At 44.1% G+C, this 17,385-nt stretch carries 17 protein-coding genes; 5 read left to right on the top strand and 12 right to left on the bottom strand.

Going from position 1 to position 17,385, the window contains the following annotated elements:
• Positions 1–106 precede the first annotated feature (106 nt).
• A complete protein-coding gene (locus PODO_RS12320; RefSeq protein ID WP_052096989.1) occupies positions 107–700 on the bottom strand; it encodes an LOG family protein in 594 nt (197 codons plus the stop codon).
• Positions 701–789: 89 nt separating this feature from the next.
• Positions 790–2,349 carry a hypothetical protein gene (locus tag PODO_RS12315; RefSeq protein WP_038570392.1) on the bottom strand — a complete coding sequence of 520 codons (1,560 nt, stop codon included), beginning with the start codon at positions 2,347–2,349 and terminating at the stop codon, positions 790–792.
• A 194-nt stretch (positions 2,350–2,543) separates the two neighbouring features.
• Here PODO_RS12315 and PODO_RS12310 point away from each other — a divergent pair, with 194 nt between their 5' ends.
• Positions 2,544–3,215: a tetratricopeptide repeat protein gene (locus PODO_RS12310; RefSeq protein ID WP_038570388.1), complete on the top strand. Its 672-nt coding sequence runs from the start codon at positions 2,544–2,546 to the stop codon at positions 3,213–3,215.
• Positions 3,216–3,300: 85 nt separating this feature from the next.
• Here PODO_RS12310 and PODO_RS12305 read toward each other — a convergent pair whose 3' ends face one another.
• From PODO_RS12305 to rpiA, 5 genes are all read right to left on the bottom strand, one after another.
• The gene (locus PODO_RS12305; RefSeq protein ID WP_038570385.1) at positions 3,301–6,462 is read right to left on the bottom strand and encodes an MMPL family transporter; all 3,162 of its coding nucleotides are present in this window, start codon (positions 6,460–6,462) and stop codon (positions 3,301–3,303) included.
• A complete protein-coding gene (locus tag PODO_RS12300; protein WP_038570382.1) occupies positions 6,459–6,914 on the bottom strand; it encodes a MarR family winged helix-turn-helix transcriptional regulator in 456 nt (151 codons plus the stop codon). The genes PODO_RS12305 and PODO_RS12300 overlap by 4 nt, the downstream gene beginning before the upstream one ends.
• Before the next feature lie 172 nt (positions 6,915–7,086).
• On the bottom strand, positions 7,087–7,527 hold the full coding sequence (locus PODO_RS12295; protein WP_038570379.1) for a GNAT family N-acetyltransferase: 441 nt from the start codon (positions 7,525–7,527) through the stop codon (positions 7,087–7,089).
• Positions 7,528–7,530: 3 nt separating this feature from the next.
• The gene (locus PODO_RS12290) at positions 7,531–8,007 is read right to left on the bottom strand and encodes a VanZ family protein (RefSeq protein ID WP_141118495.1); all 477 of its coding nucleotides are present in this window, start codon (positions 8,005–8,007) and stop codon (positions 7,531–7,533) included.
• On the bottom strand, positions 8,004–8,684 hold the full coding sequence (rpiA, locus tag PODO_RS12285; RefSeq protein WP_143760539.1) for a ribose-5-phosphate isomerase RpiA: 681 nt from the start codon (positions 8,682–8,684) through the stop codon (positions 8,004–8,006). The genes PODO_RS12290 and rpiA overlap by 4 nt, the downstream gene beginning before the upstream one ends.
• A gap of 81 nt (positions 8,685–8,765) precedes the next feature.
• Here rpiA and PODO_RS12280 point away from each other — a divergent pair, with 81 nt between their 5' ends.
• Positions 8,766–8,963, top strand: a complete 198-nt coding sequence (locus PODO_RS12280; RefSeq protein ID WP_036686261.1) for a hypothetical protein — start codon at positions 8,766–8,768, stop codon at positions 8,961–8,963.
• 154 nt (positions 8,964–9,117) lie between these two features.
• On the opposite strand, the gene PODO_RS12275 is transcribed toward PODO_RS12280, so the two are convergent.
• Positions 9,118–9,573 (bottom strand): hypothetical protein, encoded by a 456-nt coding sequence (locus tag PODO_RS12275; protein ID WP_038570375.1) that lies wholly within the window; start codon positions 9,571–9,573, stop codon positions 9,118–9,120.
• A 231-nt stretch (positions 9,574–9,804) separates the two neighbouring features.
• Between PODO_RS12275 and fsa the strand changes: the two genes are divergently transcribed.
• A complete protein-coding gene (gene fsa, locus PODO_RS12270; protein WP_036686257.1) occupies positions 9,805–10,452 on the top strand; it encodes a fructose-6-phosphate aldolase in 648 nt (215 codons plus the stop codon).
• A 56-nt stretch (positions 10,453–10,508) separates the two neighbouring features.
• Here fsa and bcbE read toward each other — a convergent pair whose 3' ends face one another.
• The 3 genes from bcbE to PODO_RS12255 all read right to left on the bottom strand — a co-directional run bounded on the left by bcbE (position 10,509) and on the right by PODO_RS12255 (position 15,570).
• Entirely contained in the window at positions 10,509–11,822 is a 1,314-nt protein-coding gene (bcbE, locus tag PODO_RS12265; RefSeq protein WP_080742475.1) for a bacillibactin exporter BcbE, read from the bottom strand.
• Between the two features lie 132 nt (positions 11,823–11,954).
• Positions 11,955–14,306 carry an RNA polymerase recycling motor HelD gene (gene helD, locus PODO_RS12260; RefSeq protein ID WP_038570373.1) on the bottom strand — a complete coding sequence of 784 codons (2,352 nt, stop codon included), beginning with the start codon at positions 14,304–14,306 and terminating at the stop codon, positions 11,955–11,957.
• A gap of 220 nt (positions 14,307–14,526) precedes the next feature.
• Positions 14,527–15,570 carry an FUSC family protein gene (locus PODO_RS12255; RefSeq protein WP_038570371.1) on the bottom strand — a complete coding sequence of 348 codons (1,044 nt, stop codon included), beginning with the start codon at positions 15,568–15,570 and terminating at the stop codon, positions 14,527–14,529.
• Between the two features lie 184 nt (positions 15,571–15,754).
• Here PODO_RS12255 and PODO_RS12250 point away from each other — a divergent pair, with 184 nt between their 5' ends.
• Positions 15,755–16,258 (top strand): hypothetical protein, encoded by a 504-nt coding sequence (locus PODO_RS12250; protein WP_036686251.1) that lies wholly within the window; start codon positions 15,755–15,757, stop codon positions 16,256–16,258.
• 68 nt (positions 16,259–16,326) lie between these two features.
• Here PODO_RS12250 and PODO_RS12245 read toward each other — a convergent pair whose 3' ends face one another.
• Positions 16,327–16,980 (bottom strand): phosphatase PAP2 family protein, encoded by a 654-nt coding sequence (locus tag PODO_RS12245; protein WP_244886474.1) that lies wholly within the window; start codon positions 16,978–16,980, stop codon positions 16,327–16,329.
• A 99-nt stretch (positions 16,981–17,079) separates the two neighbouring features.
• Here PODO_RS12245 and hfq point away from each other — a divergent pair, with 99 nt between their 5' ends.
• A complete protein-coding gene (gene hfq, locus PODO_RS12240) occupies positions 17,080–17,301 on the top strand; it encodes an RNA chaperone Hfq (RefSeq protein ID WP_036686247.1) in 222 nt (73 codons plus the stop codon).
• The last annotated feature ends 84 nt before the right edge of the window (positions 17,302–17,385 follow it).

Raw genomic sequence — 17,385 nt, 5'->3', positions numbered from 1 at the left:
AGAAAATAAAAAATAAGGACGTAGACACCGTGAAGTGTTTGCGTCCTTATTGTGAATAGTGTGTTAAACCAATTATTCGCACCTTAGAGCAGTGGAAACCTTGAATCTAGCGTTGTGACGGGAACCTTGCTTTCCCATTCGTTTCATTACTATGATCAATCCGACCGCGCATCAGTTCAAGCAAATATTCGGGATCTGAGTTCGTATGCAGCATTTGGAGTGCAGTTTTTGGTGCAAAACCTTCAGCCACACTATGTGAAATCAAGGCTTGCAGTGGATTAAAATAACCTCGAACATTCAGCAGCCCTATAGGCTTCTGATGAATACCAATCTGCATCCAGCACAGAATTTCAAACAGCTCATCAAAGGTTCCAAGACCTCCCGGCAAAGCAATAAAAGCATCCGCCATACCGCTCATTACCGCCTTACGTTCATGCATACTGGAGACCTCAATCAAATTCGTCAATCCGGAGTGTCTGATTTCATCTTGAAAAAGATCCACTGGCATAATTCCTACAGCTTCGCCGCCATTCGCAAGTACCCCGTCCGCAACCTGTCCCATAAGGCCATTCCGCGAACCTCCATAGACCAACCTACAGCCTTGTGCCGCTATATGATAACCTAATTCCCTAGCCATTTCCGTATATTCAGAGTTAAGACCTGGATTCGATCCGGCAAACACGCATATTGTAAAAGCCATTCCTATCACTCCAGACTGGTTATTATGGTGCAATTGAGATTAATTCACTTATTGTACCTCAGAATATTAATATAGGTGTTAAATGAAAGTCATCTTTTTGTCTGTAATGTTAATTGGTACAGCGTACTATTCCACTCCGCAGAAAGACCTAGAGCTTTAGCCAAAGCTGCTGCTGGAACTAGCGAAGTATAGCTTACTTTTATGGATTCTGCTGACGGTAATGAAATTTTCTTCCCAGCTTTCGTCAACGTCAGTTCCCCCTCCAAAGAGAGGGTATATCCCAGACTTTCTGCTACATCCCTAATCGGTACTTTTACACTACCATCCTTAAAAATAGCGGACTGTACGGAGTCAATTTTTTGACCATCTACAATTACAGTAACAGGCTTTAAAATAGGAGATATAGCAAAAGGACGTGAATCAACAGCACTAATTCCGAGTTGACCAAACATATTCGTTCCCCAAGCCACAGCTGTACCATCCTTCAGGACTGCATACTTACTATTCTCACCCTTGGCAAAAGAAACAGGATCACTTAGTCCTTTTATTAACTTAGGCTGCGTAAAAACCAAACGGTTGTCGGTTGTAGGTTGGGTACTCCAAGTCCACACGGTGCCATCTTTTTTAACAGCTACAAAGTTGCCTAAATCCAGCGTAAGTTTCGAGATCGATTTTACGGCTGTAATCTTTTGCAGACCTTGTAGTGAGGTACCAGCTTTCCATACCCAGTATTCTCCTTTTTTATTGGCAACAAGGTTGAACCCGTTTTTCGTCTGGACAGATACAATATCCGTAAGACCTGGCATCTTGCTCATCGTGACTTCGTTATAATTATTGCTGTCAATTGTTCCCCAGATGCTCCCGCTCTCGGTTAAAGCCAGTATACTGCGATCGCTCATGGAAACAGACTTCACATGGTATAAATCCTTAACTGGGGTCGGTTTCTTCATCACGTTCGTGTTCTCTGTTTGCGGGATAGCACTCCAAATCCACAGGGTACCGTTAGTTCGAATGGCGGCATGATAAATACTGCTTCCGATCCACTTCACTTCGCTTAAACCCTGTACCTTAGTGGCAGCAGGCAGCTCTGTATAGCCCACATCTGAAGCTTCTGGAGGATTCCACTGGAGAAGGCTTCCATCGTTTCTCAAAGCTAATGCACTATGCAATCCTGACGTTATACTAACCACATCTGTCATTCCAGAGATCCCTTGAGGAAGCAGAACCTTGTGTTGTTTAGCACTTGCCCCATTGCCAGCTTCTGCAACACTCTTATCCCGATAATCTCCCCAAGCCTTAACCGTGCCGTCTTCGTTCAGCGCTACATAGTACGCTTCGCCGATCGCCAGCTGTTTCGTATGTTCAAGCCCAGCTATTTTATGGGGAGTAATCGTCCAACCCTCAGGCCCGGCGGCACCATTAGCAAATTGACCAAAAACATTACTCCCCCATGACCAAACAGTTCCATCAGTTCTCACTGCGAAGGAGCTTCCACCCCAGAAACCTGGCGAAGCAACAATCTCCTTAATCCCACTCAACTTCGCAGGTGATGGAGCTGCACTTATAACTTGAGGGACAGACAATGCAGTCACCAGAGTTGAACAAACCAACAAACTAAGCAGCCTTAGCTTCCTTGCAAATAAGTGCATCTTGATTTTCCCTTCTTATGATATTATTGTAATTATTATTTCTATTACACTAAGACGCTATAAAGCTGACAAAAGTTGTACTTTATCTTAAATCCCGGGATTCAGATTGGTTTGAATTATGATATAATTACGCTGCCTTAGATCTGCTCTTATTCAACCGCAATACCGGAACCAAATGATCATGGAGGGAAATCATGCTTAAATTTATAGGTATTATGATGCTTTTCAGATTAGTGGGCAACCCTTTTCTGGCTTTATTCATCCTGCTTGTTATCTTGTATTTCTTAGATCGGCGATACGTGGGGATCTTCCCTAGTATTACAAAGCCCTTCAAACGAGTGCGGCAAATCTCCAAGCTGCGCACAACGGTATCTTTGAATCCAAATGATGTTTCTGCTAAATTTGATTTAGCCCGGAATCTGTCAGAACGTAAAAAGTATAAGGAAGCCAAAGATATTCTGCTACAGATCGAAGACCGTTACGAACAGTCTGCCGAATATTGGGTAGAGCTGGGTCATGTGAATCTTAAGCTGGGCGCTTTTGAAGAAGGCGAAGATCAGATGCTTCGTGGTCTAGAAATCAACCGAAAGGCCCAATATGGTCAGCCATATCTTCGGTTAGCGGAAACCTTTCGCCATACAGATCACGATAAAGCGTTGCATTACGTTACTCAATTTCAAGAGATTCAGTCTTCCTCTAGTGAAGCCTATTATTTAGCCGGCTCCATGTACAAAGCATTGGGCAGAACCGAGGATGCTAAACGTGCTTTCGACGAATCCACCGCCATCTACCGTTCGCTACCCAAATATAAAAAACGGCAAGAACGCGGCTGGGCGTTACGTAGCTTTTTTGCCAAGATGAAATAACCTTTGCACTTATATTTCAACCAAAAAATCTCTAGCCGCCTATTTATTTAGGCGAACACTAGAGGTTTTTTGCTGTGTAGAGTGATTACATGTTTACATCTTGTTTAGTGGGTTCTTCACTTTGTTTGACCGCAAATGGCCACCAGTTCCCACGGCCGAAGATCCGTACCATAACAGGGACAAAAAATGGCAAGAAGATTAGCGCATACAAGGCCAACCCTACGAGCACCACTGTTGCAATCTGCATCATCGACAATACGCCTGAAGGATACATCGATGCGAAGGTGCCGCCCAAAATAACTACCGCTGAAAGAATGACTGTTCCCATATTGCGCATGGCATGCAGGATCGCTTCTCGAACATCCCATGTTTTATATTCGTTAAAGCGGGCCATTAAGAAAATACTATAATCTACACCAAGCGCAATCAGCATAACAAAGCTGAAGAATGGCGTTGTCCAGGTAATCCCTTCAAAGTGCAGAAGGTGAACGAATATAGCCTCTGTAACACCCAATGCCGAAAAATAAGTAATCAAAAGAGAAATAATAAGGTAAATCGGCATTACGATTGAACGAAGCAGCAACACCAAGATGATGAAGATCCCACCCAGCATTAAGATTACTGTACGTGTGTAGTCTTCGTTGGAAATATTACGCAAATCGTTCTGACTGCTTGTAACCCCGCTGATTGCAGACTCCGCATTTTCCAGCTTCGTTCCTTTCACTGCACGATCTACTGCTGCTTGAATATCATCAACACTGTCGATAGCTTCTGAACTATATGGATTCTCAGTGAATACCACATCCAGCGTCATCACCTTACGGTCATCAGACAAGTAGGTATCGAATACCTGCTCTATACCTTCAGCTTCAAGAGCCTCAGCCGGTACAAAGAATCCACTCAGCTCATCATCCTTAGCCGCTTGAATCTGATTCAAATAATCTTGTGCGGAAACCAGCCCACTGGTAATTTGTTTCAAGCCGTTTGCACTGTCGCTTAATCCAGTAGTTAAGGCTCCTATCTGCCCTGTTAATTGACCAAAACCATCCGCAAGCTGCTGCTGTCCACCTTGCAATTGATCTAGGCCACTAGTAATGGATGGAATTTTATCTACGATCTGTCCTTGGCCTGTTGCGGCCTGCTCCAGCCCAGATTGCAGCTGACCGATGCCCGCAACGAGCTTAGCTAAACCTTGTGCGAGTGCGCTTTGCCCTGCCGAAGCTTTGGCATAACCAGCATTCGCCTCGTTTAAGCCTGCTGCTGCTCCTTTAAGCTGCTCTGAGATCTGCCCGAGACCCGCCGCCAGCTGCGCTGCCCCAGTACCACTCTGCGTTACGGTGCCTTTAATCGTCAGGTAATTAACATCCTGCAGAATTTCCGGATAACTGCTCTCAAGACCCGTAAAAGAACCATCCAGTCCCTTCAATGCTTCTGCCACACCTTGCAGCTGCTGCGGAAGCTGCCCAAGCCCTTGATCCAACGCAGTTAAACCGCTGCCGATTTTTTTATAGCCCTCCAGCAGCTTCGTATTGGCATCCGCAAGCTGCTTAGCACTAGCAGCTGCCTGTTGAAGTCCTGCTTTGATCTCTCCTGCACCTGCTGAGCCGGTTTTTATTCCGTTCTCAATACGTGCCAGCCCATCACCTAACGCGACGATACCATCTTTCAGCTCTGCTGTGCCTTCCGTCAGCTTAGCGCTGCCTTGAGCAGCCTCTGTAAGCTTAGGTGCATTTTCACTCAGCTGTTTACTTGCTTCAGACAATCCCGTTTGAATCTTGGTCAGTCCCTCACTGGTCTGATCCAGACCGTCAGATAAAGTCCCCACCTGATTCGGGATTAAAAAATCACTGATCAGCTCTCCCGTTGGACGAGACATGCTGCGCACCGATTTTACGCTGTCCACTTTTTCCAGCTCGCGGCTGATTTTTTCTGCAAGTCCAAGATATTCTGAAGTATCCATCCGGTCATCATTTTTGATTACGATCTTGCCAGGCATGGATTCACCCGGCCCGAAACTATCCGAAATGATGTTAAATCCTTTTACCGAGGCATATTCTGAGCCAATTTCCTCCAAGCTGTTGAAGGACAGCTTTCCGCTATAGGTAACAAGGAACGGAGCTACGATTACTGCAACAATTAGCAGCGCGGCCCATGGTCTTTTTAAGGAAAAAGAACCTGCTGCTCCCCAAATACGGCTCTCACTGTGCTCCAGCTTGCCGCGTGAAGGCCAGAAGAGCTTTTTGCCAAGTACCGCCATAAAGAATGGAACAATGGTTACAAGCGCCAGCAGCATAACCGCAATCCCCACGGCAACGGCTACCGCCGAGCGATACAGAATGAATTTGGATAATCCAATCGCTACAAAACCTACGAATACCGCAAGTCCGGAATAGAACACCGTCCCACCAGCCTTACGATAGGTTGCAATAATAGCACTTTTGGTATCTTCTGCTGTCATCATTTCTTCTTTAAAACGACTGATCAACAGGATACAATAATCCGTACCAATCCCGAACATGACCGCAACCATAAAGATTTGAGTAAACGTAGATAATGGAAAATCATAACGGTCTACTAAAAAAGCCACAACAGACTGAGAAACAATATAGCTGAGTCCTACGGTCAGTAGCGGAACAAACGGTGCCACGAACGAACGGAACACCACGAACAGGATAAGTAAAATAAATACTACCGTAATATATTCCGATTTCTTAAGCCCGGCTTCCGAGCTAGCAATCATATCCTCAGTAATCAGACCCTCACTGGTTAAATAATGATCCGCCTTAACATCTGAGAGTAATTCATCCACTTTATCAGGAAGTGCGGTGACAGACTCTCCTCCGCCCTTTATAGACAACGCCACCATTATCGTCTTGCCATCCTTGGCAATCAACGTATCCTTAAGTTCACTTTGTGAAAAAGGATCGGTGATGGAATCGATCCGCAGCGTCTCCTTATTCGCAGCCAACTTCTCAACGCCCTGCTGGATACTAGCTGTTTCATCGGCTCCGATTCCCTCTGGATTATTGAATACAAGAGCTACCTGATGCAGTGTCTCTCCGCCCTTGTCATTCGCCGCTTCCTTTAAGATCTCTGCCGCTCTAGATGAGGAATAGCCATCAGGTACAGTAACCTGCCCCTTCTCACGTACAAGATCAGAGAACGAAGGGGCCGTCATGACCAAAACTACGGCCACAGCGAGCCAGATTGCGATAACCGCCCATCTTGCTTTTAGAATCGTCTTCATGGATTCTTCCCTCCATCATCATTCTGAATTAAATTCGCCAGCTTCTCGAACATCATGACGAACATTTCAATATCCTTCTCTTCAAAATGAAACAAATACGGGGAAATCACTTCATGTACCTGCGTCTCCGCTGCTTCAAAAACTTTTTTTCCATGCTCAGACATCGACAAATACACCTGGCGGCGATCATTCTCGTCACGAGTTCGCTCGATTATACCCGCTTGCACCAATCTGTTAATGATTGCAGTAATGGAGCTTTTACCCACGCAAAAAGATTCAGCAAGATATGTAGACGTACATTGTTCCTGAGCATTAATCAACCGAAGAATTTGATACTGATCATTCGTTGTCTCCGCAGCAATACTATCTTTAATTCTTGCTGCTACTTGTCTGGTCACAATCAAATAAGCATCCATGTAGCGATTGATCCAATGTTGCACTTCGTTATCCAAAGCTTCCTACCTCCAAAATATAGTTCAACTGTCGAACAGTTTCATTGTCAAACTATAATACCTGCTTTTATAAAAGTCAATTGGCTTTTTTTCGGGCATTTAAAGGCGAAATGCACAAAAAAACAGGCCGAGATTTCTCTCGACCTGCCATTTTATGACCTCCAAAGACTTTTTAGTCCTCATCCTCGGTCTCTTCAACTTCGTATACACATCTTAACATTTCAATTCCGGCTTCATTCTCTCCTAAGCTGTACACCATGAACCCTAGACTGCGATAAAAATCTGCGGCGATTTCATCCTCAGTCTCAGCTACCAGATAACGCGGCTGACGAGTAGCGAGCAGCTCCAGAATCATCCCCCGTGCATAACCTTTCCCTCTATTCTCTGGCAAGACGGCAATATGCCGAATGTCCAAAGAACCGTCTTCGGTTTCTTCGAAGCCTACAAGACCAAGCAGGAGTTCTTCTTCTTCCCAGCCATATAACTTCAGCCCGGCTTGTTCGTTGTACTCAGACGAAGTCTGCTCCAAAGCGTTGGGGTCATCAATGACCGCATACGTCAACAGCTCGTTCACCTCAGGCGAACCAATAAGGGATTTAAGATCTACCAACATTGTTCACATTCCTCCTTCTCTGTTGCTTCTGTACCCGATTCGAAACATACCGTAACCTGTCCATATCCCTAACATGTTTAACAATAAATCATCAATATCAAAGCTTCCCACATGCAGCAGCATTTGCAGAGACTCCAAAAGCAGGATGCAAGGAACAGCATATAAAGAGATTCTTATCCAAGAAATTGGCCGTGTCTTTGCAAGTGGAATTAGTATACCAAATGGAATAAACACAACAACATTTCCAAGCAGATTCACAAACCGGCTGATCAGCGATAACCCGTTATTCATGTCGAAATAAAGTGACACCGTACGTAATGGGATCAAATTGTACTGAAGCGGGCCACCTGTATGAATCTCACGCCCAAAACCGATGAACATCCAATAGATAACAGTAGCACTATACAGAGTCAGCCCTATCCGTGTCAATGCTCTCAGCTTCCGTAAACTGCTAGATTCTCTAGATCTACGAACGATCAATTGCCCGGTTTAACTTCTATAATTTCAATGCTTCCATCTTTTTTACCCACAATAGCCATAGCTGCAATTTCGATAAATAGGCCGTGTTCTACAACTCCCGGAATACTTTGGATGGCCAGTGCCAGCTTCGGTGCGGACTCAATCGCTTCGAACCGGCAGTCTGCGATGTAATTGCCGTTATCTGTCTTGTACAGCTCTTCTCCACTACGACGCAATTCAGGATTGCAACCCAGCTTGGCAAGTTCAGCCACAGTCCATTCCCATGCAAAAGGAACAATTTCTACAGGCAGCGGGAATTTGCCGAGTGTATTTACCACTTTACTCTCATCGGCGATAACGATCATACGAGTACTGTTACTCGCAACAATCTTCTCCCGAAGCAGCGCGCCGCCGCCGCCTTTAATAAGCTGTAGACTACTATCCAGCTCGTCCGCTCCGTCAATGGTCAGGTCCAGACTATCAATATCTCCAAAAGCTACGATTGGAATCCCAAGTTCACGCGCCTGTTCTTCGGAAGCACGGGAGGTTGCTACAGCGGTAATCTTTAGACCTTCACTGACGCGCTCACCAAGCTTGTTGATCGCCCAATAGGCAGTAGATCCAGTGCCAAGGCCGATCTTCATGCCATCTTTTACAAATTCCACTGCTTTTTCCGCGGCTAATTGTTTAACATTGATACTCATTTTATTACCCCCATGTTATCCGTTATAATGATCTATGATGATGTTGAAATCACCTATTGTTCAGGAGGATTCCGGATGAGAACCGAAAACCAAATTCAATCTAAAATCAACGAATTGACACTGCAGCGCAGATCTCTGGAATCAAGATTAGCTTCATTAACAGAAGACAGTCCACAGCAAGATAACCTACAAACTCAGCTCACTAGAGTAGAAGATATGATCATGATGCTGGAATGGGTGCTTAATGCACCCGTAGGGAGATATCATGCCTAAGTGCTGACTGGCATCCATTATTTTACCAATCAATGTGCCGCGGTAGCTGTGTTTAACATAAAACGCGATTGCTTCCGGCTGTTTGATTCTTTTTTATATCCAAATTTGTATTATGCTTTGCGCAGAGCAAAAAATCAATATCTTTCAACCTACTCTATGTATATTGTAAATTCACTGCATCCTCTAGATTGAGAACCATCTCTTTTTCTGTGTGATTAGCCGTCCTGTGTAAGTAGGCTTTATGCTCAGAATACGCATTCAAAGGCATTGGCCTACTAATCTTGTCAAGCATATTACGCTCAACATCGGCCAGTAAGTAATCACCTTTACCCGCAGCAACTCTGCACAGAATAATCATAGCTACAGGCTTGTTCCCAACAACCGCTCCATTCGACCGCGCAAATACAGTGTATTGAAATAACGGAATGGCCTCAGGTTCTTCAACACCAGCTGCACTAGATTGGTCAAAGATAGAATACATAAGGGAAGGATCACTTGATGCAGTACCGAGTTTCTTCTGATTAGACACCAACTTGCTGTTCTGGTAGGCAAGGAATCCCGCTGCTGCCAGCACAAGCACAAGTAAAATAAGCAATATCGCATACATCATCCCATCCCCACCCCCCACTCCAAAATAACAATTCCGGTTATATATTATCATGGAGGGAGGCCTAAGCCAATCTTATATTATCTGAAATTCAGCGCATACAGGTAATACTGGTTCTATAAAGTTATTTTGAAATATTCAAAATAACAGTTGAAACTTTGATTTGCATGTCTCATAATGTAAATATGAATGTTGCTTGTCAATCCATATGGAAATCAAGGGAGGAAATTTAAAATGAAGTTTTTCTTGGATACCGGAAACATTGAAGAAATCAAACGTATTACTCGCCTGGGACTAGTGGATGGCGTAACGACTAACCCTTCGCTGATCGCTAAAGAAGGAAGATTGTTCAAGGATGTTATCAAAGAAATCGTTGCAATCGTTCCAGGACCTGTAAGCGCAGAAGTAATCGGACTTACAGCAGAAGAAATGCTTAAAGAAGCATACGAAATTGCTGAATGGGCTCCAAACGTTGTAATTAAACTCCCTATGACTGAAGATGGCTTGGAAGCTTGTTATGAGCTTACTAAAAAAGGCATCAAAACTAACGTTACACTAGTATTCTCCGCGGCTCAAGGGTTGATGGCTGCTAAAGCAGGCGCAACTTATATCTCTCCTTTCGTAGGTCGTCTGGATGATATCGGTGTTGATGGAATGAAGCTGATCAAGGATCTGAAGACTATCCTGACTAACTACAACTTGAAATCCGAGATCATTGCAGCAAGTATCCGCAACATTGCACATGTTGAGCAAGCAGCTATTGCTGGTGCTCACATCGCTACAATCCCAGGCTCACTTCTGCCAACCCTCTGGAAGCACCCGCTGACAGATAACGGTATTGAACGTTTCTTGAAGGATTGGGAATCCGTTCCACAAGCCTAAGAATATCTTTTATTCTTTTATCAAGAGGGCTATCCCACAAGCTGCGGCAACGCAGCTTAGGGATAGCCCTTTTTTCCATCCAGAGACATTGCAGAGGTTTGGCGAACACGTTTCGGCCAGATCGGAGGAATTATCTTCTCTGTATCTTTAACGCCTGGTTCTCCCTTTTCCCCCTTACTCGGAGTTACCGCAAATAAGGTCAGCAATCCACCAATTGCCCCTACTGTAGCCATCAACGCGAACAATACCCAATGCCCACTGCTTAACAGCAGCGATACCACCGGCGGTCCCAACGCTACCCCTATAAACCTCATACTACTATAAAGAGCGGTTATCGTGCCGCTGTTCTCCTTCTCAATCCCCTCCGTGATTAAAGCGTCCATACAAGGAAGTACAATCCCGATTCCAACACAGCCTAAACCCATAAATCCTACTAAAAAATAAATGCCTTTGTTGAATCCCGCACAAATCATGGCCGCAGTCAGTAACACCATTCCTCCAAAGCCCAGCCATTTCATTAGCGTTTTATTCTGACCAATGATCTTTCCTGTGCCATAGGAGGACAGACATAAGAGGGCAAGCGGTATCGCCAGCACAAACCCCTTCGTCGCCCCGTGCATTTTATATTTAGTTTCCAGCATTTCTGATAAATAGAATTGAACACCAAAGGTCACAAACATACAAATGCCGCCTATGGCAAAAATAGCATACAGCCAACGCCCTTTTTTACGTAAAACACTCACAATTCCAGCTAAAAACGCTCGGATTTCCTGTTTCTCAGGTTCATCCTTCGCTTCGGGCTTTCGGACGAGAAATAAAACTAAAAAAAATGAAATTAGACATAGAATGGGAATTGCAATAAAAGGAGCAAACCAGAGCCATATCCCAAGATAGGCACCAAGAATTGGACTGAGAACTTTACCAAACGTATTGGAGGTCTCAATGATTCCCAGACTTTTGCTCACATCCTCTTCTTCCTTGAACAAATCGCCTACAAAGGGTATTACAATTGGAAAAGCACCCGCTGCACCAATTCCTTGCAACAGACGCCCCGCTAAGATCACCCAATAAGCGCTAACCCCCTTCATAAACCAAGCAGCTACCACGCAGACGGCACCACCAATTGCGGCAATGATTAAACTAGGAAGAATAACCTTCTTTCGCCCAAAACGGTCTGACAGATAACCTGCAATAGGGATCATTACAATTGCCATCAATCCATACACGGTAATCAGCATACTGACTTGAAAAGCACTAATGCCTAGTTCTTTGGAGATCTGCGGCAGAATAGGCAGCAGCATGGAGTTACCGAGGGTCATTATTAGTGGGATTGATGCTAAGGCAAGCAGATCCCATTTTCTTTCCTTCATGAACTGACCACCTTTGTCATTGTGTACAACATTCTTTATTGTGGTTTGTTCGCCCTTCTTTATTCATGAAAACAAAAAAACCGTCCCTCCGCTGCTGCGAAAAGGACGATCTTAAAATGAAGAGATCTATGGTTACAGCGATCCGGCGCTTAAAGATGCCACATTAGCGGACGGAATAAAATGACTAGGTTCACCCAGGCTAAAAATATGCAGTAAGTGCATAGCCCGAGTGCAAGCCGTATAAAACAATTTGCGTTCACTTTCTCTGCCATATTGTTCAGCCGAGCCATCAAAGATGACGACCGCATCAAACTCCACACCTTTTGCTAAATAAGCAGGCAGAACCAGTGTCCCCTTCTGAAAATTCGGCGTTTCCTTTGTAACAAGTCTTACCGGCAGGCTACGATTCAGTTCAGCATGAACCCTTGCGCTTTCCTCCGCTGTTTTGCAGATGACAGCTACATAATGATATCCCTCAGAATGCAGCTTCCGGATATCCTGTTCTACAGCATTCAGAAGCTCCTTCTCGCTGGATACCACACTTAGCTGGGGTTCTTCTCCCCGCCGATTAAACGGTACGATCCGTTCTCCTCCAGGGATCATTGACCGCGTAAACTCCACGATCTCATAAGTTGAACGGTAGCTTTGGGTTAACGAAATCACTTCTGTGTTTTCTTCACCATATATACTTACGAGACTAGACAAATCCCCCAGTACCTCACCTTGTGCATAAATGGCCTGGTTCAGGTCGCCTAATACGGTCATTTTTGCTCTTGGAAATAAACGGCGCATGAACTCTAATTGAAATGGAGAGTAGTCTTGTACTTCATCTACAATCACATGGCGGATCAGTGTGTTGGTCCGGAAGCCTTGGCTTAACTCCTTCAGATAAAGGAATGGCGTAGCGTCTTCATAAGCAAGCTCGTTCACTCCAATAGATTCCAATGTCTGCTCACAGATATCATCCCACACCTCTGGTAAAGGATAATCACCATTGAGGCGCTCCATAAGTTCGCGATCTGTAAATAACGTGCTGTACAAGCCCTTAACGTCCACAAATCGACCCCGTTTAGTCCAACCACGCAGTGGTTTGAGCCGCTGGCTGACTACATAACGAGATAACACTTCTTTTTCGGTATCAAAATCGTCAAAGCTATCCTGCGAAGCTTTCTTCTTCCGGCGCAACATCTGATACGCACGGTGATAATCGCTGGAATCCAGCAGCTCGATCTGATCTTCAACCCACTGTGCATTTCTTTCCTCATGGGTAAAATCTGCGATCTTCTTAAGCAGCCAGCGGATCATCAAATCCACACGATTCGCAAGCTTTATGGCAGGATCGTACGCGTAGAATTGGCGTTCCATTTCTTCTTTACTGACCACTGCTTTCCCTTGAAACATTAAAGGTTTAAAAAGCATGCCCTCCTGTTCCAGCAACGTAGCATATCGCCGAATCACATCTAGGAAAGGTACAGACGATTTATAGGCAATGCCTTCTCTGCGTATAGCCACCTCAGGACCATCAGGAGCATTTAGTAGACTTTCGGTCTGACTAAAGACATCTTCGAGCTGGAATTCATGGCCAAGACGATGTTCCAAATACATTTGAAACGTTGTTTGCTGCATATTTTCTTCGCCTAGCTCCGGGAGCACTGTAGATACATAGCTGTTAAACAGCGGATTCGGTGAGAACAGCAGCATTTGATCTGCTGATAATACTTCACGGTATTTATATAGAAGATAAGCTACCCGCTGCAATGCAGCAGACGTTTTCCCGCTTCCCGCTGCTCCTTGCACAACTAGCATCCTGCTTTTGTCGTTGCGGATAATCGCATTTTGCTCTTTCTGAATTGTAGCAACAATACTTTTCATCCGATCGTCAGCGCTATGACTTAGCACCTGCTGCAGCAGCTCATCCCCGATCGTAACCCCAGTGTCAAACATAACTTCAATTACACCGTCAGCAATAACAAACTGGCGTTTAAGGTTCATTGTTCCGGAGACTAATCCTCCAGGTGTTTCATAAGCAGCGGGACCAGGGGCTCCGTCATAATACAGACTGGAAATAGGCGCGCGCCAGTCATAAATCAAAAAGGTACCATCATCCTCCATCAATGATCCAATTCCTAGATAAATCTTTTCCAGCCCGCCAGTTGGTTCCTCGGTGAAATCAATTCGGCCAAAGTAAGGAGAGACAACCAGCTTTTTATATTTTTTCAGCGCTTTGCTTGATTGCAAATGATGACGTTCCCGTTCATTTAGGATTTGGGACTGTTGGCGAAGACTTGTTGAGGTTTCTCCCAAATCATCCGGGCTACTGAAGTTTACGGTTACCTCTTCCCAGAAGTCTTTCCGCATATCCACTACATCACTGCGATGAAGTCCAAGCTCCTCTGATAAATGGCGAATATGGGCTGACAGAAGTTTGGTTACTCCGTCAACCCGTTGCTGTTCCTCTTTCCACTGACTTTCATTGTTATCCACTACATTTCATCCCCTTTTGGAAGGTTGACATTCCATTTGAATCGTGATATGATAAATTTGCATATTTATGTTTTTAAATGCATGTTTATTCGATATCTTCTCATTTTAGCAATTACAAGTTGAGATTTCAAGTATTCTCTTAAATAGATGATCCGGTCCCTAAGGAACCGGATTTTTTTACTGTTACAAAGCTTATATGTTGCTCTTCACAAGGTTATGTTTAGGCTTCGTGCACAGATTCTTTCTCCTCTGCTATACGATTCATCTGATCGGCCACTTTATCTAAGCGCTCCAATTGATATCCGTAATCATAAATCGCCGCTGCCACAACATATAAACGCAGCTGACCTATTTTCTCTGCATTATACCCCAAAATCGCGGTATTCAGAAAATCATCATTGTCTTCTCCCAAGGGTTCGGAATCATTGGCATTGGGCTTTAATTTGTCTTCAAACTTAAGTAAGATGTGCTGATGATATTTGATTAAATGTTCCAAATGATTATCAAATAGAGCATCTGTATGTTCGGTCCGATCCGCCTGGAAATAATGCCGATCTACAGCCTCGAGAACATCGTAACCTTTTTGCAAAGAAGCTAACAGGTTCTTATACACAACCATTTGTCTAGTCTGGCTATACTTGGCCCGTTTTAACTGCTTCTGCTCCTCCTCAAACAATGCATACTTATCCGCCAACGATTTTATGGATGAATGTAAGGCATTTTTTTCATCACGAAATACACTTTCCTTCATCTCATGAGAAACCGCTGTTCTCAGCAATAAAGAGAGGCTTGAAAAAACATTCTCAATTTGCTTAATGTATTGCTTACGAGGTTTTGGAGGAACGACAATAATATTGATTAGAAATGCAGAAACAATACCTGTCAAAGTTAATAAAAAGCGATTAAGTGCGAATTGCCATTCACCCGAAGCCTCCATCACTGTTATTACAGTAACTAACGTAAGACTTATCGTATCCGCCCGGTTGATTTTCATACTGATCATAATGACTAGAATACAGACCAAACCGACTGCTATTGGGCTATTGGATAACAGCATCCCTCCGAGTAAAGCCAGAACGGCCCCCATTGTACTAGTCGTGAGCTGGTCAAGAAAATAACGCCAAGAGCGATAAATAGAGGGCTGCATAGCGAAAATCGCTGCAATCCCTGCACCCACGGCAGAAGGAAATTGAAGCATTACAGCTAAATATAGGGCTAGCGTAACGGCCAAACCTGTTTTAAATATGCGAGCTCCTAAAGCCAAACCTATCCCTCCTAAAAATTAGCCCACGCTACAATATGAACATCAGCGAACCCTCGTACTTCTAATTACCCCAGCCTGGAGATGATGAATTTTAAGAACATTTAAGCTCTCACTCATGTTTCTTTCAGCTTTAAGGGAATACTAATCCGAGTAGTGCCTATCACATAACATACGAGGTGAGTGAATGAATAACCATATCAAAAGATTAATGACTTTCACAACCGTTATTTTTCTCAGCCTGTCTCCAGCTCTTGCGCCAATTGGAAGTGCTTCTGCTGAGAAAGTAACCCCCACAGCCACCGCACCTGGTGCCCACCCTTCAGAGAAAGGTCACGGTCACCATCCAGGAAAAGACGGAAAGGTTAGGGCTGGTGGACATTTCATTATTTTTGAAACGGCTAAACTGCTGGAAATGGATCGTACAGAGCTAATCAATAGCCTGAAAGCAGGCAAAACGCTCCCGCAGCTTGCTCTTGAGAAAAAAGGCTGGACGGAAGATCAATATATTCAGAAGCTCTGCGAATCGGCAAACCAACGGCTGGATCAAGCCATCACCGAAGGACGTCTGACAAAAGACGAAGCCCAAAAGCTTAAAGCAGGACTTCCTGCGATGCTGAAGCAAAGAATAAGCAAAATGGGACAATTCCAGGATCGCAAAACATCTGAACAACACGTGACGACCCCTTAACCAATCTTCTTCCACATAAAGACGGATATCTTCATGCACTATGAAAGATATCCGTTTTTGTATCTATCCTAATTCGTACGCGAGCTCTTGTAGATTTGAAATAAACAAATGGACAACATCAACCAAGCGCCACTAGCCATATATCCCCCAATAACGTCACTCGGATAATGAACACCCAAATAGATACGACTCCAGCCAATCCCCACGGTCATGAATACAGCGAACATTATTAATAAGACCCGTTCATGCCTCCGCCGCAGATGACGCCACAGTATAAAGGCAATAACGCCGTACAAAGAGAAGGCTGCCATTGAGTGCCCGCTCGGAAAACTATAACCAATCTCTTCGACAATACGATGTAAATTCGGACGTTCTCTGTGAAAACATAACTTCATTATTGTATTCAAGAGCTGTGAGCCTAATCCAACCCATAGGAACAAGATTAATTCAAACCGGTGTTTCAGCAAAAAATAGAGCAGTGCCATGGTAACGATAGATATGCCAATAGCGATCTTAGAGGAACCAATTAGAGATAAACCTTTGGCGAATGAGGTCAACCCCGGTGATTCCGCTGATTGTACCCAATCAATAATATAGTTATCAAAGGTTGATACCTTATTCATACTTACAAGGACAGCTATAACGGCGAAACACGCAGCAAAACCTAAAAAAAAGCGAAAAGCTCTAGACCAGTTCTGATAATAAAGCATAAATACCTCCATGTCTATTCTAGTGACTGTTGATCTCATTTCCAGTGAGGGACTAACCCATGTTATAATTATTGAGAGAAAAAAATTCACAGAAGATGGAGTGCTGCCAAAGTGGAGAGTTTAAAATTGCAAGAACGATTGTTGAACCAGTTCATTTCCACAAAGGTGCCTGTGACGATTTTTACGACGAATGGTGTGAAAATGCAAGGGCTCGTAACCTCGTACGATGCTTTCACAATCACTTTACAAGGTCAAGGTGATGGCAGGCAAAATGTGCTATTCAAATCTGCAGTATCCACTATTGTACCTCTTAAGCCCGTTTCGCTCAAATAGTCTTCTCCCTCATTCACCTCATCAACCAGATAATCACAGGCTTTTATTTTCAAAAAAAGGGAACACCGGACTTTATATCCGGTG

It is taken from the genome of Paenibacillus odorifer (assembly GCF_000758725.1).
In the GTDB taxonomy this organism is placed as follows: Bacteria; Bacillota; Bacilli; order Paenibacillales; family Paenibacillaceae; genus Paenibacillus_AQ; species Paenibacillus_AQ odorifer.
The sequence above is the reverse complement of the archived record's forward strand: the minus strand, read 5'-3'. Positions and strand labels throughout refer to the sequence as shown.

What these genes read in the sequence shown, in the direction of transcription:
- PODO_RS12320 (WP_052096989.1), bottom strand. Translation starts at nt 700, where the DNA reads ATGGCTTTTACAATATGCGTGTTTGCCGGATCGAATCCAGGTCTTAAC.
- PODO_RS12315 (WP_038570392.1), bottom strand. Translation starts at nt 2,349, where the DNA reads ATGCACTTATTTGCAAGGAAGCTAAGGCTGCTTAGTTTGTTGGTTTGT.
- PODO_RS12310 (WP_038570388.1), top strand. Translation starts at nt 2,544, where the DNA reads ATGCTTAAATTTATAGGTATTATGATGCTTTTCAGATTAGTGGGCAAC.
- PODO_RS12305 (WP_038570385.1), bottom strand. Translation starts at nt 6,462, where the DNA reads ATGAAGACGATTCTAAAAGCAAGATGGGCGGTTATCGCAATCTGGCTC.
- PODO_RS12295 (WP_038570379.1), bottom strand. Translation starts at nt 7,527, where the DNA reads ATGTTGGTAGATCTTAAATCCCTTATTGGTTCGCCTGAGGTGAACGAG.
- PODO_RS12280 (WP_036686261.1), top strand. Translation starts at nt 8,766, where the DNA reads ATGAGAACCGAAAACCAAATTCAATCTAAAATCAACGAATTGACACTG.
- PODO_RS12275 (WP_038570375.1), bottom strand. Translation starts at nt 9,573, where the DNA reads ATGATGTATGCGATATTGCTTATTTTACTTGTGCTTGTGCTGGCAGCA.
- fsa (WP_036686257.1), top strand. Translation starts at nt 9,805, where the DNA reads ATGAAGTTTTTCTTGGATACCGGAAACATTGAAGAAATCAAACGTATT.
- bcbE (WP_080742475.1), bottom strand. Translation starts at nt 11,822, where the DNA reads ATGAAGGAAAGAAAATGGGATCTGCTTGCCTTAGCATCAATCCCACTA.
- PODO_RS12250 (WP_036686251.1), top strand. Translation starts at nt 15,755, where the DNA reads ATGAATAACCATATCAAAAGATTAATGACTTTCACAACCGTTATTTTT.
- PODO_RS12245 (WP_244886474.1), bottom strand. Translation starts at nt 16,980, where the DNA reads ATGGAGGTATTTATGCTTTATTATCAGAACTGGTCTAGAGCTTTTCGC.